The organism is Nitrococcus mobilis Nb-231 (genome assembly GCF_000153205.1).
In the GTDB taxonomy this organism is placed as follows: Bacteria; Pseudomonadota; Gammaproteobacteria; order Nitrococcales; family Nitrococcaceae; genus Nitrococcus; species Nitrococcus mobilis.
Window position 1 is genome coordinate 2,817,106 of the sequence record NZ_CH672427.1, and the last position, 15,472, is coordinate 2,832,577.

The 15,472-nt window shown below is 59.2% G+C and carries 12 protein-coding genes and 2 pseudogenes; 8 read left to right on the forward strand and 6 right to left on the reverse strand.

Annotated elements, in window-relative coordinates:
- Window positions 1-69: 69 nt before the first annotated feature.
- The 3 genes and pseudogenes from NB231_RS19190 to NB231_RS12815 form a co-directional block, all read right to left on the reverse strand.
- Complete coding sequence (locus NB231_RS19190; RefSeq protein WP_198007391.1) at window positions 70-228, reverse strand: hypothetical protein; 159 nt, start codon at window positions 226-228, stop codon at window positions 70-72.
- Between the two features lie 73 nt (window positions 229-301).
- A pseudogene (locus tag NB231_RS20360) lies at window positions 302-376 on the reverse strand (type II toxin-antitoxin system PemK/MazF family toxin); the annotation flags it as partial.
- A complete protein-coding gene (locus tag NB231_RS12815; RefSeq protein ID WP_005003530.1) occupies window positions 370-597 on the reverse strand; it encodes an AbrB/MazE/SpoVT family DNA-binding domain-containing protein in 228 nt (75 codons plus the stop codon). The pseudogene NB231_RS20360 and the gene NB231_RS12815, both read right to left, overlap by 7 nt.
- Window positions 598-994: 397 nt before the next feature.
- Here NB231_RS12815 and msrB point away from each other — a divergent pair, with 397 nt between their 5' ends.
- From msrB to NB231_RS19195, 3 genes are all read left to right on the forward strand, one after another.
- The gene (msrB, locus tag NB231_RS12820) at window positions 995-1,453 is read left to right on the forward strand and encodes a peptide-methionine (R)-S-oxide reductase MsrB (protein ID WP_005003531.1); all 459 of its coding nucleotides are present in this window, start codon (window positions 995-997) and stop codon (window positions 1,451-1,453) included.
- A complete protein-coding gene (msrA, locus tag NB231_RS12825) occupies window positions 1,453-1,968 on the forward strand; it encodes a peptide-methionine (S)-S-oxide reductase MsrA (RefSeq protein WP_005003532.1) in 516 nt (171 codons plus the stop codon). The genes msrB and msrA overlap by 1 nt, the downstream gene beginning before the upstream one ends.
- Window positions 1,969-2,247: 279 nt before the next feature.
- Complete coding sequence (locus NB231_RS19195) at window positions 2,248-3,030, forward strand: N-acetyltransferase (protein ID WP_005003533.1); 783 nt, start codon at window positions 2,248-2,250, stop codon at window positions 3,028-3,030.
- 83 nt (window positions 3,031-3,113) lie between these two features.
- Here NB231_RS19195 and NB231_RS12835 read toward each other — a convergent pair whose 3' ends face one another.
- The gene (locus NB231_RS12835) at window positions 3,114-4,655 is read right to left on the reverse strand and encodes a sodium bicarbonate transporter family protein (RefSeq protein ID WP_005003534.1); all 1,542 of its coding nucleotides are present in this window, start codon (window positions 4,653-4,655) and stop codon (window positions 3,114-3,116) included.
- A gap of 626 nt (window positions 4,656-5,281) precedes the next feature.
- Here NB231_RS12835 and NB231_RS12840 point away from each other — a divergent pair.
- Together NB231_RS12840 and NB231_RS19740 are read left to right on the forward strand one after the other, a co-directional pair.
- Window positions 5,282-6,025, forward strand: a complete 744-nt coding sequence (locus NB231_RS12840; RefSeq protein ID WP_005003536.1) for an ATP-binding cassette domain-containing protein — start codon at window positions 5,282-5,284, stop codon at window positions 6,023-6,025.
- Entirely contained in the window at window positions 6,022-7,554 is a 1,533-nt protein-coding gene (locus NB231_RS19740) for a glycine betaine ABC transporter substrate-binding protein (protein WP_005003538.1), read from the forward strand. The genes NB231_RS12840 and NB231_RS19740 overlap by 4 nt, the downstream gene beginning before the upstream one ends.
- Before the next feature lie 18 nt (window positions 7,555-7,572).
- On the opposite strand, the gene NB231_RS12850 is transcribed toward NB231_RS19740, so the two are convergent.
- The gene (locus NB231_RS12850) at window positions 7,573-8,220 is read right to left on the reverse strand and encodes a helix-turn-helix transcriptional regulator (RefSeq protein WP_005003541.1); all 648 of its coding nucleotides are present in this window, start codon (window positions 8,218-8,220) and stop codon (window positions 7,573-7,575) included.
- 682 nt (window positions 8,221-8,902) lie between these two features.
- Between NB231_RS12850 and NB231_RS12855 the strand changes: the two genes are divergently transcribed.
- The 3 genes from NB231_RS12855 to NB231_RS12865 all read left to right on the forward strand — a co-directional run bounded on the left by NB231_RS12855 (window position 8,903) and on the right by NB231_RS12865 (window position 13,216).
- Window positions 8,903-10,495, forward strand: a complete 1,593-nt coding sequence (locus NB231_RS12855) for an MFS transporter (protein ID WP_040662389.1) — start codon at window positions 8,903-8,905, stop codon at window positions 10,493-10,495.
- Window positions 10,492-12,039 (forward strand): efflux transporter outer membrane subunit, encoded by a 1,548-nt coding sequence (locus NB231_RS12860; protein WP_084766333.1) that lies wholly within the window; start codon window positions 10,492-10,494, stop codon window positions 12,037-12,039. Before NB231_RS12855 ends, NB231_RS12860 begins: the two co-directional genes overlap by 4 nt.
- A gap of 61 nt (window positions 12,040-12,100) precedes the next feature.
- Entirely contained in the window at window positions 12,101-13,216 is a 1,116-nt protein-coding gene (locus NB231_RS12865; protein ID WP_005003547.1) for an HlyD family secretion protein, read from the forward strand.
- A gap of 523 nt (window positions 13,217-13,739) precedes the next feature.
- Here the strand turns inward: NB231_RS12865 and NB231_RS12875 are convergent.
- Window positions 13,740-15,363, reverse strand: a pseudogene (locus NB231_RS12875) (IS1634 family transposase).
- Between the last annotated feature and the right edge of the window lie 109 nt (window positions 15,364-15,472).

Below are 15,472 nucleotides of genomic sequence, written 5' to 3' on the forward strand. Positions count from 1 at the left end.
CCGCGGGTGATCGTCAACAGGCCCTAGATATCCTTGAGCGACCATGGTTTTTACAAATGAGTCAAGTTTTCACGCCGCGAGTTTAGCCTTGGCGATGAGCTGATCGATGGAACGGTCGAGTTGGCGCATCGCATTGGCGATGGGACGGTTGGGTGCCTTGGGGCAGCCGTCCATCAGTTGCGGGACACCGCGCCGGATCACGCGGGACTTGACAGGTATGTTTGTCACCGCAGTCGTCATCGGTGCAAATAATCACTGTTCGCAGATAATCGTGCATCTCAGCAGGCGAAACCACGACGCACGGGCGCGCCTTCTGTATCTCGCTGCCCACCGTCGAATCGAGTCTGGCCAACCAGATCTCGCCGCGGATTACCACACCAGATGCTCATCGTCTTCATTGGCGAACTCGGGCCAAACCAAGCTATCATCCCCCTCGTCAGCCAGTTTTTGACTGGCTTCGGCCCAGCCCTCGCGGGACCTCTTTGCTGGCTTGCGGAGCACAAGGGCGTCATCTTCGACCACCATTTCGACCTCATCCTCGAAGCCGAGCTGCGCTAACAGCGGTTTAGGGATGATGATGCCTCGCGAGTTACCCATTTTCCGAATTACCGTTCTCATGCCATTCACCAGGATGTATAAGGACTTCGCGTATACCCTTTAGCATGTAACAACGATGTTATTACGTCAGTATCAATCTGGCAGCTTTTACCACCTAGCATCACTTGCAATGCCCATTATGATGGTGGGCCCCGGAAATTGCGCCTGCTGGCCCTTTGAGTACTCCACCTATGGCAGCCGGCCATGGAGCCTAACGTTTTGAGTCAACATCGGCTCAGAGACGCATATTGAGTACTGTCCAGGGCCGGCACACTTCCCGGAGATTGACAATAGCTGCGTCAGATCAAGGGCGAAGGGGTTCTGGGTTGCTTTGATCGGGTTATCTTCAGTTGATGCCGCCGGCACCGCTATCCGCCCAACCGCAAGGAGAAAGATCATGAAAGCCGAGTACCGCAAGAGCCCCGAAGCCCTGTCGAGCCTGACGCCGGAGCAGTACCGTGTCACTCAGCAGGACGGAACCGAGCCTCCGTTCACGAACGCCTTCTGGGACAACAAGGAGCCGGGCCTGTATGTCGATGTGGTCTCCGGCGAACCGTTGTTCGCGTCCGTGGACAAGTTCGACAGTGGCACCGGTTGGCCGAGTTTCACCCGGCCGGTGGAGGTGGACAACGTCGTCGAGAACCGGGATAGCAGCCACGGTATGATCCGTATCGAAGTGCGTTCCAGACACGGCGACAGCCATCTCGGACACGTTTTCCCCGATGGTCCGCGCGAGTGCGGCGGCATACGTTATTGCATCAATTCCGCCTCGTTGCGTTTCATTCACCGCGACGAGTTGGGCAGCGCTGGATACGGCGCCTATCTCCACCTGTTCGATAACGGAGGAGGCGACTGATGGCTGATTCCACCGAAAAGGCGATCCTCGCCGGCGGCTGCTTCTGGGGCATGCAGGAACTCCTGCGTCGCCAACCCGGAGTCCTGTCCACCCGCGTGGGCTACAGCGGCGGCGATGTGGAGAATGCGACCTACCGCAACCATGGCACCCACGCCGAAGCGATCGAGATCGTGTTCGACCCGTCGCGGACCAGCTACCGTAAGCTGCTGGAGTTCTTCTTCCAGATCCACGATCCGACCACGCCGAACCGCCAGGGCAACGACCGTGGCATGAGCTACCGTTCCGCCATTTTCTATCTCGATGATGCCCAGCGCCGGATCGCCGAGGAGACGATCGCGGCGGTGGGCGCCTCCGGCCTGTGGCCGGGTAAGGTGGTGACCGAGGTGGCGCCCGCGGGGCCGTTCTGGGAGGCCGAACCCGAGCACCAAGACTATCTGCAGCGCCATCCCTACGGCTACACTTGCCACTACGTGCGACCGGACTGGAAACTGCCGCGCCGCGCCGGCGCCGCTTGAGCTCGGCAGCGCAGCGGCGGCCCACGTGGGGTGATGGTTGCACGGGAGGCCGCCGAGTGCGGAACGCAACGCCTATTTTGTCTGCGAGTGTGCCGCTAGTGTAGTGCCCCGCCTTATTTGGCACTTATAGAGCCCCAGGCCGGTGTCAGCGCAACCACGCCTTGCATCTGGCCACCTGGCCTCACGCTATAAACGCTAAATGGGGCGGGGCACTACACTAGGCCGCGAAACTATCTTGAACCGCCGCCGGGAGATCCCCACCGGCAACGGACGAACGAGGTGCCCAACGTGCCATATGGAATTCTTGGTCAAGCCGCGCCGGAGCTGGTTGTCATCGATTGGATCGACGGCCAGGGACAGCCACGCGCGCCCTGGCAGCTAGCCGATCATTCGGATGCCGTGCGGGTAATCTATTGTTTCCAAGCCTGGTGTCCGGGTTGCCATAGCAGCGGTTTTCCCACCCTGCAGGCGCTGACGGCGGAATACACGGATCGCGGTGTGCAGTTCGCCGTCATCCAGACCGTGTTCGAGGGCCACGATGCCAATGGCGCAGCGCAGCGCCGCGTGATGCAGCGACGTTACGGCTTGGCCTTGCCGTTTGGTCAGGATGACGCCCGTCCGCGTCCGGCCACGATGACCGCTTACCGTACCGGCGGTACGCCATGGTGGCTTGTTATCGATCAGCAGGGGCGGGTGATCTACAACGACTTTCACTGGCGCCTGGATCTGGCGCGTCGGACCTTGGATGCGGCTCTCGAAGGCACGGGCAAGCCGCCCGAGGTGCGCGAAGATACCCTGGTTCACGACGAGGCCGGCCAGCGTTTCGTGTTGAAGTTCCACGACGGCGGAGAGGGTGAACTCGTTTACCGTCGACATGAGCAGGTGCTCGAGCTGGTGCACACCGAGGTGCCGGCCGACCGCCGTGGCCAGGGGTTGGGCGCCCGTCTGATGGAGCGGGCGCTCGAGGCCATCGAAGCGCAGGGCTTCAAGGTGCGGCCGGTGTGCAGCTATACCCGGCATTATCTGCAGCGTTACAAACGCTGGGCGCCGCTGCTGAGTTGAGCGTGCGGTATTCGGACCCGATGGTCACCGGCGCTGGCCAGGTTCAGGCTCCGGTCTCGTCCGAGAGCCGGCTACTTGCCGGCTCAATGGACGGCGATTTCCGCCTCGTCCATGTCCTCGTCTGCGTCAAGGGCTTGGAGATGTTCGCGCTTGAAAAAACGGTCCAGCCACAGGCGCAGCGGCGCGAGCAAGGCGATCAGCACCGGGAAGAGGATGCCGATGGGGCTCGATTTCAGGATCCAGAGCGCCGCAAAGCACGCCACCTGAATGGCCGTGAAGTAATGAATGATCCTGCGCGGGACGTTGCGTACGTAGTGCGTATTCGGGTAGAGATTCCGATCGGTGAACCAGAGCGTAACGCGGTCGAAGAACTGATTCCCCGCCAGAGTGACGAACCCCATGTAGAGGAAGAGACCGAACAGCACGGCCATGGGGATCAACTTGATCAGCGGCAGCAGAAGAATCGATACGCCGATGAGAATGTGAATGGTCAGGGCGGAGAGACGGTTCTCACGCACACCCACGATTCGCTCGCGCCGTTGGCCGTCGACTTCGACGATTTCCGCCTCGGACAGACTTTTGACGTGATTGAGCGCGTGCACCGTGGCGGCGACGATCCACGGCAGCGCGAAAATGGAAGCGCCTAAGACGATGAAGCCGAGCACGAGCAAGTCGAGGTGGAAGCCGCCGCCTTTTTTCAACTGGTAACTGGGGGCATTGACCAGGCGCGAGGTGATGTTCTGATCGAGAAACAACAGGATCGTTGCCATGAACGCCGGGATGATGGTTGCGAAGATCGCCCAGGTGGGAATGCTCATCAGGTCGACGAGCCAGGGGCGGCCGGTCGTAGTCGTGAGTTGGTCGGGCACCGCGGGCCGGTCGAAAGGGACGTCGGCGTACAGGAACGAGAAAGCCGTTGCGATGACGATGGCCAGCGTCGGGCCAAAATCCGAGACGAGATTGCGGATCGTCCGCCTCAGATAGGGTGTTTTCGTGAATCGCTTCATTCCGCGCGCCAAAGCGTAGGTCATGAGTGCGAGGACGAGGCTCGCGAGTTCGAGGGTGGAATTACCGTTTTGGCGGAACACGGGCAAGATGGCGTCCTTGACAGCCTCGACGATAAAAATGACCGCGATGAGTGCGGCGAAGATCTCGTCGGTGAAGCGGGTGAACAGGCGCATCATGGCCGAGGCATCGGTAAGCGCGAGAATGATGAGGAAGACGCCCGACCAAATCCCCGTCCACGCATAGGTGGTCAGGAAGGGGAGGCCAAAGCGTTGGCAGGCGGCGTAGAGAAGGCCGGTGAAGATAACGATCGGCCCGGTCCCGCCGAGGATGGTCAGGGGCTGTCCCGAAAAGAGCGCGAAGATGACACCCCCGGCGGCGGTGACGACGATCATCTCGATGGTGCCGATGGCCCCGTCGGTGAGAAGTTCAGTAAGGCCCCCGAAGGCCACCGCATTCGCGAGGCAGGCAAAAAAGAGAAAAAGCACGGAGGCGAGGGCCTTCGGGTGCAGCCCCTGACGGAAGTCATCGCCGTACCAAGGCAGGACTCGGCGCTTCAGATCTTCGAGAACGCCTCCTGCGAGACGGCCGGTGCGTTGCAGTGAACCAATAGGTGCCATGTGTTCGCTGCCCCTTTCCAAATGGCGCACTATCGCGCACTCGGCCCCGCACACGCAGGACGTCCGATAGTGGATTCAGTCTCAACAAGAACGGTCGGCGGTGTCAAATCTTTTGTGTAACGGGTTAAGAGCTGATCCGGATGACCTCTGATGCCGGCAATTCCTGGTGATCGGGGACCCTAAAAGGCGATTTCCACGCCGCCGAAGATCATGCGCGTCGGTTCTGTGTAGATAATGTACCGTGGGTGATGATGAACCCTAGGTGCTTGTGAAATGCCAAGGAGGTTGGGTTTGGCGGTTCTGTGTTCACTTCACAGCTCAGGGTCCACTTCAGTTGGGCTAAACCGCCCGGCGGTGTGTTGAGGCGCTTGTTGAAGGGGATCGTATGACGCGGCGCTGAGGGTGTCGAAGGCGCTTGGGGATATCGCAACGCGCCTCAAGGAGGGCGGCGCGGGTCATGCCGGTGAGCGGTCGAAAACGGGAGCTCATGTCAGCGAACCGCGACGGACGGGGTGTGCGAAGTCCGCGTGGGACCTGGCAGGCCGTCTCGACACTGGCAGAGTGTCTCGCAGCCTGGTTGCCGTGCGCTATCCTACAGTATGCGGAGCGCCCTATAACTCTATGACATGAATGCAACGCCGGTACCCAGCGCGGTCCAATTCCACCAACTGCACAAGCGCTTTGCCGAACAGCCCCTGTTTCAGGGGTTGGACTTGGCGCTACCGCCACAGCGCATCACCGCCGTGGTGGGAGCCAGTGGCTGCGGCAAATCCACGCTCCTGCAGCTGATCAACGGGCTGCTCAGGCCGGACGCCGGTGAAGTGCGGGTGTTCGGCCAGCCGCTGGACTACGGTGACCTACCGCGCTTGCGACGCCGCATCGGCTATGCGGTGCAGCGAATCGGGCTGTTTCCGCATCTCACCGTACGCGACAATATTGCCATCCTCGCCGAGCGGGAAGGCTGGCCCCGCCCACGGCTGCGCGCGCGGATTGAGCAATTGTTGCGAATGATGGATTTGGCGCCGGCGTTGCTCGGGCGTTATCCGCATGAAATCTCCGGCGGGCAGGCACAGCGCGTGGGGCTGTGCCGAGCGATGATGCTGGAACCGCCGCTTTTGCTGCTCGACGAGGCATTCTCGGCGGTTGACCCGATCACCCGCGCCGAGGTGCATGCGCGCTTCCAAGCATTGCAGCATGCCGAGCCGCGCACGGTAGTGCTGGTCACCCACGATGTGGCTGAAGCCATGCGCCTAGCGGATCATCTGGTGGTGATGGCTCCCGGCCAGATCCTGCAGACGGGCACGCCGCAAAGCATCCGCACGCGCCCCGCCGACGAGCGGGTGGCCCGACTGCTCGAGACGGGTGCATGAACCGAAGGCCGGCCGGTGAGCGGGTAGGGTGGTTGGCGGTGCTCGCGCTCACGGGTCTCTTGTTGATCGTCGGCTCTCCGGCGGCGGCACCTCCTGCACACGGTGAAGCGGGCACGATTACGGTCGGCTCCAAGGCCGATCGCGAAGGTCATCTGCTCGGCGAGATTTTTGCCCAGACCCTGGAGGCCGCGGGCTTTCGGGTCGAGCGCCAGCTCGGGCTCGGGCAGACCATCGTCACGTACCAGGCTCTGGTCGAAGGCGAGATCGACGTTTACCCGGAATACACCGGTACGCTGGCGCATGCCATTTTGGGCGTGGAGCACTCTGACATCGACACCCTGGATCGTCTCGTCAGGCGCCAGGGTCTGCGCGTGCTGCCTCCGCTCGGTTTCAACAACACTTACGCTCTGACCATGCGCCGCGCCAAGGCGCAGCGCCTGGGCATACGCCGCATCGGCGATCTGGCCGCCCACCCGGAGCTGATCATCGGGGTGTCACACGAATTTCGTAAGCGCCAGGACGGCTGGCCCGGGTTGCGCTCCCGCTATGCCTTGCCCCAGTCACCGCTCGGCTTGGAACACGGCATCGCCTACCAGGCGATTCGCGAGGGGAGCATCGACGTTACCGATGCCTATTCCACCGACGGTGACATCGAGCGGTTCGATTTCATGCTCCTGCAAGACGATCAGGGCTATTTCCCCCGCTATCTGGCGGTGCCCCTCGTTGCCGCCGATCTACCGTCACCGGCCGTCGCTGCTCTGCGCCGCCTCGCGGGGTTGCTCGACGAACGGCAGATGCGGGCACTGAATGCCGAAGTCTCCAGCACGGAGCGCAGTTTTTCTGCCGTCGCCGCCGAGTTCCTGGCCGAGCACGGGATCGTCTTCGGGGAGAGTGCCACACAGTCCCACCGCTGGAGTCGGCTCGGCACCAACCTCATCGAGCACCTGCAGCTCACGGGCATTGCCCTGGGGCTGGCCTGCCTGGTTGGGCTGCCGCTCTCGCTCGCCGTGTACCGCTCGCCCCGGCTCGCCCGAATCGTGCTCTACGTGGCTGGGCTGCTGCAAACCATCCCGTCGATCGCGCTGCTTGCACTAATGATCCCGCTGTTTGGCATCGGTGTGCTGCCCGCAGTGATCGCGCTGTTCCTCTATTCGCTGCTGCCCATCGTGCGCGCCGCCATCACCGCCTTGCTCACGGTGGACCCGCTGCTTGTCAACGTGGCAAGCGGCATCGGTCTTACCAAAGCCGAACAGCTGCGCCATGTCATCCTGCCGCTTGCTATGCCCAACCTGCTCACCGGAATTCGGACCGCGGCCATCATCAACATCGGCACGGCGACGCTGGCTGCGTTCATCGGCGCCGGTGGGTTGGGGGAGCCGATTGTCACGGGGTTGGCGCTGAACGACTACCAGCTCGTGCTGTACGGTGCCATTCCGGCGGCACTGCTCGCCATCGCAACGGAGCTGCTGTTCGAGCTCGGCGAGCGGGCGCTGATCCCGGCTCATCTGCGCGAGTCGCGCAAGCTCTGAGAGCCGCACGAGCGATAGTTAGGGATTCGAGCGAACTCTGAACCGACAGGCTTTGCCGCCTCGCAACATGCATTCAGCATGATCGATTTTTGCGTTTAAGAGTTTTTCCAGCAATGCCAGATCGAGCTGACACACCTCGGCATGCTCGCGTGCCAGATGGTGGTACACACAGTTGCGTGCATCGATTATCGGTAATTCGTGATTTGGATCATCCTCCGTTCGTGATTGGTATCCGAGCTCGCGCATGATCCTGGCAACTTCCTCGATTTTTTCATCCGGCTTTTTATTTGCGAGGCGGTAGGCGAACTGTTCGGCCAGCGATTCACCGAGCGACCGCAATGTGTCGGTAAGGCCGGCGCTCCCTAGTTGCTCTTTCATAACGCGAATAAGCGCGTTGGAGAACAAGGCATATTGCTTCGGAAATAAGTGGATGCCCACCTCCGTCAGCCGCCAGGCATAGCCGGGCCTACCGCCTTTAGGCGACTGCACTTCCTTCTGCACATAGCCACCCTGCTCCAAAGCACTCAAATGTTGGTGGACGGCACTGCGCGTGATGGTGAGCTGGTCGGCGAGCTCATCGACCGTAAAAGCTGTTTTTGCTTCTAGCAGGATGGTGAGGAGCTGGCGCTGTCTGGGGCCAAGCGCTGCGATAGGCGGCGTGTCCATAGCAAGAGTATACAAAAGGAGGCCTAACAAGCGCGCTTTATAAACAATTTACTTTACAAAGTAAACATGTATCCTATAAACTTCTCTAAAGGCTGGTAAGGAGAGACCTGAATGATCTTCGGGTTTCGTCATTCCGACCCTTCGACGAGCTTCAGGATAGACCGCGCTTCGCACGAGCCGGACAAAATCGTCAGGAACGGTTTTATTCGTGGCATCTGTGCTCGCTTACTTGCAGGCCATTGCGCTTGCTCGTGGTGTACAAAGCGCGCTCCTGCCGTTTTGTGAATAGCTTTAGCTAGCCCGCTAGAGTGCGCGCTATGGAGGCTGTGTGTAATCCGGCGTTTCGATAATAAAACACTGGAACTTGATCGGGTTGGGAATATTAGATGGGTAAACATTATTTGATGCTCTGGTAGAGGTCAGTATCCAGGCTTTCGTCGGAGTAACAAGAAGATAATTAAAAATTAATCAGAGCTTTATCGGTCGGTAATTTTAGAACCAGATTTTGGTTATTCCAGCCAATTTGGCTGGTTGATGGAACATTCCTCGCTGGCTTGAAAATTTCTTTCGGTTTGGCTGCCACGGTAACTCAACAGGTAAAAGCATACTCCGGTGAGTTTTCCCTGTATCCGTCTAAGCCAAGTAGAGGCCGCTGCCAGTGAAGCGGAAAAGGACTACACACGTGGCATTCCCCAAGCCTCTGCGCGGCTGGAAGTTTGTTCTTTTTAACATCACGCTGGCTCTTGGCCATATCGTCGTGATGTTCAATACGGCGTCCTATGTTGTGCTGTTGCCGCATGTGGCTGGCGATATCGAAGGGCTATTGCCGAGTTTCCTGACTTGGGGCCAGACGTATTTCATGATTGCCTTGGCGTTGGGCGTTCCTGTTGGTCGTATCCTAGCTGGCCGATTCGGCAACTACCGCGTGTTCATTTTTGCTTTTGCTGTGTATGCCGTAGCTTCGTATATTGGCGCCATCAGCCAGATTCATTTCGAGTTTGTGGGTGCTAGAATTCTCCAAGGATTTTCGGGTGGTCTTACGATTTTTCTTGGTCAAGATATGCTGCTAAGCGAATACCCAAACCGACTCAAATCATTGGGGTTGGCGGCATGGGGGCTATTAACCATTACGCCGTTTACCATTGGTTTTCCGGTGGGGGGCTGGATCGCGGATGAACTCGGGTGGCGCGAGCTTTTTTATCTGGATGTCGTGTTCTCCCTGATCGTTGCGGGCTTCATGGGATCATTGTTGTATGGTCGGGGGTTTCAGTATCAGCGTACCCGGTTCGATTTCGTCGGATTTCTCCTGTTGGCGCTGATTTTAGGCGGTACCCAGACTCTTCTGAATATGGGTAACGATTTTGATTGGCTTGATTCGCTCTTTCTCCGTGGCGTGCTGATCGTTGTTGTCGTTGTATTGCCCTGCTTCATCATCTGGGAGTTCGCTGAGCGCCATCCGATCCTAGATCTGCGGCTGTTCGCCGACCGAAATTTTACGATCGGTGTAATCTGTTTGGTGCTCGGATTCGCTTCGATCCAGGGCCTCCTCACCCTGCTCATCGTTCAGTTTCAATTATTGATGGGTTATTCGTCTTTTCTTGCCGGTATGGCGCTCCTGCCGATAATTTTGTTGGGAGCTCCGGTCATGGCCGTGATGCATGAGCTCTCCAAACGGGCCGATGCGCGCCTGCTCGCCTGCCTCAATTTTCTCGGGTTCGCTTTGACTCTGTACTGGATAGGGCTGTACGACGATCCTGGCTCATTCGATCAAATTTTCTGGCCCATGCTGCTCGAAGGTCTTTTCCTGGGCTCATTTTTCACCCCGTTGACTGTACTCACCCTCCACAGATTGTCTGGCACTCAGGTGATGCGTGCGGCGGAATTGGCCAGTATTTTACGCATCGCCGCAGGGGCGTTCGGCATAACTTACCAGGAAGTGGTGCTCTTTCGGCGCGTCCCCTTCCACCAACTTCATTTGGCGAACCATTTTGGGGGTAGGCAGTTTGCATCCTTAGATGTGTTGGGAGAGTTCTCCTCCAAGCTAGCAAGCGCAGGCCTCGATGCCGGGATGGTGCGGGGCAAGCTCCTCGCACTAACCAAACAGCATGCGGCCATTCTGGCCATGAGCGACGCTTTTCTTCTTGCCAGCTATCTGTTTTTGGGACTGGCCGCACTCATTTGGCTGGCTGCGCCTGCTCAATTGCCTTCGCATCCGAGCCAGAAAAAGGAGGTGTTGGAGATGCGGGCGGAAGCATTCATGGAGGAAGTGCCATGAGTTCTCAGCCTGCTTCGGGATGGCTGCGGCTTTGCGGATTCGGCGTGGGGTATCTGCTTCTTGGAGTCGGTTGTGCCTGGATTCCGTCTGGAGGGGAGCGGGCTCAATACCTAGAGCCTCCTTCTATGGAGCATACGCTCTCCCACGCGGCTCATCACGAGCCGGAAAGTCCAATCCCGCAATGGCCGGATGAGCGTTGGTGGAAAAAATTCGGCAGTCCTGAGCTCAATCGGTTGATGGATATCGCGCTCGCGGATAACCCTGGACTCAAAGTGGCGTCCGCTCGGCTACGCGCGGCGCACGCTCTGGTCCGGGTCGAAGGTGCGCGGCTGTTGCCGTTCCTGGAGGCAGACGCCGAGCTGACCGCAGAGCGCATTTCGGAGCACGGCGTGTTTGCCGCCCTAAATCCTGAAGTGGGCGGGATCAGTATTGCTCTTGGCCTGGTCAATCCGTTGAGCTTTCGTTGGGAGCTGGATTTCTGGGGAAAGAATCGCGCCATGCTGGAATCCGCTCTTGGGAGGGCAATGGCTCGGGATGCGGAGCGGGCAGATGTGCGGTTGCTATTGACGACCGCGGTAGCGCGGTCCTACTTCCGCGGGGTGTCGTTGCGCCAGCAGCTCGAGGTGGTCGATGCCATGGTGGCTCTCCGGCGCGATTTACTGAAGCTGGCCAAGATCCGGTTTCGGTTGGGCCTGGATGATGCTACCTCGGTCATGCGAGCCACGGCGGAATTAGAGACGGCAAACAAGCGTGAAGCCGGTACTCGGGAGCAGTTGGACTTCCAAAAATATTTACTGGTTAGGCTGATCGGTCACGGGCCTGATTGGGGGCATGATCTATTCGCCGACACGGCGCTTATCCCGCGGCGGATTCCCTTGCCCGAGGAGCTGCCGATTGGATTATTGGCGCGTCGCCCGGACCTCGCCGCAGCCAAATATCGAGCCGAGGCGGCCGCCAAGTTGATCAAGGTGGCTAAAACCCGCTTTCTGCCCACCATCGACTTGACTGGTTTCGTCGGCTTTAGGGCTCTGACCCTAGCGAGCGGATACGGGGCTCTGCCCGGTCTTTTGTTTTCAGGGTCCAGTCTCGCTTACGGGGGTGGGCCAGGCTTGCGGCTTCCTTGGTTCGAAGGCGGTCGGCTGCGTGGGGAGCTGCAGGCGCAACGAGCGGAATACGATGCAGCAGTGGAGCTCTACAACGACACCTTGCTGGAGGCCATGCGGGAGGTTGCCGACAGCTTGAGTGTTTGGCATGAGACTCGTGCCATGCTCGAGGCACACCGTCGCCTGCTCACTTCGGTGAGTGACGACTGGCGCCTCATTCAAGTGCGCTTTCGCAGTGGTCTCGACGATCGCCGCGAGGTATTGAAGCAACGCCATGCCGTGCTGAAGCAAGAATTCGCATTAAAGGCCCTAGAAGCAGATCAACTCGTGGCAATGGTGGGTTTGATCGAAGCTCTGGGTGGCGGCGTCCCTGTTTCGGAAAGTGCTTCAGTCAATAGATTAAAAACGAAATCAAAACTATATGAATCCCCCTCCAGATAAAGTACGCCCAAAAGCTAAAATACGTCCTAAAGCGATTCGTGCTCGTCGTAACCGCCGCCTCATGCTGGTTGCTTTGATACTGCTTATAGCTACATTGGCTTACGCCGGTTACTGGTGGTATTACGCCCGTTTCTGGGTGTGGACCGATAATGCCTATATTACCGGCAACCTCATCAGGGTGGAGGCGCAGGCTACGGGTATCATTACCCAGGTTTTAGTCGAAGAAACTCAGCGAGTGAAGAAAGGGGATCTGCTCATTCGTCTCGACGAACACCAGGCTCGGGCTCGTCTAGGCCGGACACGAGGCGGGCTGGGAGCGGAGGTGCGCAGGATCGCGGCATTGTTCGTCAAGCAGCGGCAGATACGGCAAAAACTCACCGCCAAGAGGGCTCGGCTCGATTTGGTGCGCCACGATGTGGTCCGTTTCCGGCAGGCGCTGCCAAGCGGTGCAGTATCTGAACAAGTCCTCGAGAATGCCCTCGACCAAGTGCGCGCACTTCATGCCGAGGTCAGAGAAGCCCGGGAGGAACTCCAATCCATCACGGCGCGGGTAGGGGGCGTCAGTATAAGGCACCATCCTGCTGTTGAAGCAGCCAAACACAGATTCATCGAAGCCTATCTCGAGTACATTCGGCAACGTATCTGGGCACCGGCCTCGGGTTATGTGGCCAAGCGTAAAGCCCAGGTCGGAGACCACGTTCACCCAGGTGTTCCATTGATGACGATTGTGCCTTTGGATCATTTGTGGGTGGAAGTAAATTTACGGGAAACCGATCTGCGCCAAGTACGGCCCGGTCAGCCGGCACTGGTTAATGTGGATGTATACGGGAAGCGCCATACATATCATGGGACGGTTGAAGGATTGGTGCCCGGGACCGGAAGCGTATTTGCCTTGCTGCCTCCAGAAAACGCGACCGGCAATTTTATTCATATTGTTGAACGCGTGCCCATACGCGTTGCCTTGTCGAAAAAAGAGATTTTGGAGCATCCTGTCCGTCCGGGGTTATCGACCAAAACCTATATCCACGTGAGTGAGCCGGGGCGCCCTGTGGGCGATTCGCTAGCCGCTACTTCCACTCAGGAATATGAGACGGACATTTATGCTAATGAGCTCACCAATGCGGAAACCTTGGCCCAAAAGATCATTCTGGAGAACCTTGTTTTGGACAACGATTAACCAATGCAGCACTTTGCGTCTGCCGGTTTGTGGTTTAACCGATTCGAAACTCGGAGGCCGGCCGTGAATTAGGGACGAACAACCCGATAGTCGTTCTGGATATTGTGGGGTAGTTGGTTATCAGGTTCCGTGTGATGCTATTGGACAGCGGGTCTGGCGTTTGTGCGTGGCCCGTGATGCGTTGAGACAACTCTACCGGCATTGTTATGGGGTCGATCTGCACGCGTGTTCCATGGGGGCTTCTTCACGCTACACTCCCATCTGTGGATTGCAGGCTGAAGAGATCGGAAGCAGCATCAGGTATTTATATTTTCAGGTCTTTTTCTCTTCCACGATACACGTGGACCGCTTTGAGTTTGCCGCGCTTTACATGCTGCAAGACCGTCTGGCGCGATACCCCGAGCAGGTGAGTGGCTTTGAGCATCGTGACATAGGGTCTATACAACCCAAGTTCCGCAGCTAAACTCGCAAGCGTTTGATTCGATTGAGGCGGCACTGTCGAAAATGACACTACACGCCGCTCTTAGGGTTTCGGTATCTCCAGCGCGGCGAACAAGTCCAGCTGCTCTTGGGTCGTTTTGCTGACTCCGCTGTAGGCGTGCTCTGCGATTATCGCGCGGTGGCGCTGGATTCGGCGAAGCAGTTCCAATGCCGTCTTCGGGCTCACGGTGCTGCCGTGTGCCTTCAGCCGCATGCGCATGATGCGGTAGAGCACCAGGGCCAGGAAGCAGATCAGCGCGTGAGCGCGGATGCGATCGGGCAGACGGTGGTAGACCGGCGCGATCTCCAGGTCGCTCTTTAGTACCCGAAAGCCTCGCTCGATGTCGGCGAGCGCCTTGTAGCGCGCCACGACCTCGGCGGCGGAGAAGTCCACTACGTTGGTCAGCACCACCAACTTGCCGTCGAAGAGCTCGGCGCGGGCGATGGCCTCCTCGTCCACGCTGTAGCTGAAGCGATCGGCCTGGTAGTCCGCCTGGATGAACCGGGTGAGTTCGGCCTCGGCCACCGCCCGCTGGAAACGACTGTAGGCGCCACGATCACTGGCCCGTCGTCCGCGCGTGCTCTGTCCCGCGTCTTGAACATCGAGCTTGCGCACCAGCGCCTCAGCGAAAGCCTCAAGCTCTGCGATTCGCTCTCGGCGCCGGCTCGATTGCTCCGCCGCGCGCTGCGGATCGTGAGCAACGACGAGACGCTGCTCGGCGAACCGCCCCTCGGCCAGGCCTTGTGCGAAGTCCATACCCTCCAGCGTGCCGCCGGGCCGGCACCGCGAGGATGAACTGGAGCTTGCGTGCACTGGCCTCGGCCAACGCGACCAACTCCGAGACGTTATCCAGGCTCAGCAAGCCGCGGTTAGCCACCAGAATGACCCGTTCCACGGGAAAACGCTCCAGCACCTGGCGCAGCATGCCTTGCAGCGTCTTGGTCTCGGCGATGTTGTCGGCGTGCACCGTGTGTATCAGCGGCAGTCCGTCGGCGGACTGCACCACGCCCAGCACGAACTGCCGGGCAATGGCACCCGTTTCCTTGTTCATGCCGAAGGCGCGCACATCCTCGGGCAACTGCCCTTCGCCGTGAATGCGTACGGTGGTGAGATCATAGAACACCACCGAGAGCTGCTGATCGAGCATCGGACGCAGCTGCTCGGCGACGCGCGCCTCCACCGCCTCAGCGTGATCCATCAGCGCGTCCATCGTGCGCAACAACTGGTCATGGCTGATCGACTCCGGCATGCCGGGGATGCTCACCGTCTCCAGCCATTGCAGACAACCGAGCTTGGAGTCCGGCGCGCAGAGGCGGTTGAACACCATCGCTCTGACCAACGCCTCGGCATCGAAGCTGCGCCGCGAAGAGCGCAGCGCCCGCTTGATGGCCTGTCCGAAACCCAGTCCCTGCCAGAGCTCGTGTAGGGCGTAGACATCACCGAACGCACGGGCGCTGTCGTATTCGACCGGATGCGCGGTGTTCTCAGCCCGGCCCAGGGCCCGGTTGAGGCCGTTGATCAGAGGGTCAAGGTGCTTCGGCTCGAGCTTGTCCAGCCGGCCGAGGTTGGCCACAACGCGCTGGCGCACACCGCCACTGTCGGTGCGATAGGACTCGACGAGTTGAAGATAGGTGCGAGATCCCGAGCGGGTGAGGCGCGTATACATGTTGCTACGATAGCACCGACGCGATACGAATGGTAAGCCTTTTACACCGCCTGCGTGACACTACATGTGTTCACGACATATCCTGCTTCCGTCACGATAAGCGCCTGTT

Bases quoted from the DNA above. Each gene is read 5' to 3' on its own strand.
- msrA (WP_005003532.1), top strand. From the start codon at position 1,453: ATGGCTGATTCCACCGAAAAGGCGATCCTCGCCGGCGGCTGCTTCTGG.
- NB231_RS12840 (WP_005003536.1), top strand. From the start codon at position 5,282: ATGAATGCAACGCCGGTACCCAGCGCGGTCCAATTCCACCAACTGCAC.
- NB231_RS12850 (WP_005003541.1), bottom strand. From the start codon at position 8,220: ATGGACACGCCGCCTATCGCAGCGCTTGGCCCCAGACAGCGCCAGCTC.
- NB231_RS19740 (WP_005003538.1), top strand. From the start codon at position 6,022: ATGAACCGAAGGCCGGCCGGTGAGCGGGTAGGGTGGTTGGCGGTGCTC.
- NB231_RS12860 (WP_084766333.1), top strand. From the start codon at position 10,492: ATGAGTTCTCAGCCTGCTTCGGGATGGCTGCGGCTTTGCGGATTCGGC.
- NB231_RS12815 (WP_005003530.1), bottom strand. From the start codon at position 597: ATGGGTAACTCGCGAGGCATCATCATCCCTAAACCGCTGTTAGCGCAG.
- msrB (WP_005003531.1), top strand. From the start codon at position 995: ATGAAAGCCGAGTACCGCAAGAGCCCCGAAGCCCTGTCGAGCCTGACG.
- NB231_RS12835 (WP_005003534.1), bottom strand. From the start codon at position 4,655: ATGGCACCTATTGGTTCACTGCAACGCACCGGCCGTCTCGCAGGAGGC.
- NB231_RS12865 (WP_005003547.1), top strand. From the start codon at position 12,101: ATGCTGGTTGCTTTGATACTGCTTATAGCTACATTGGCTTACGCCGGT.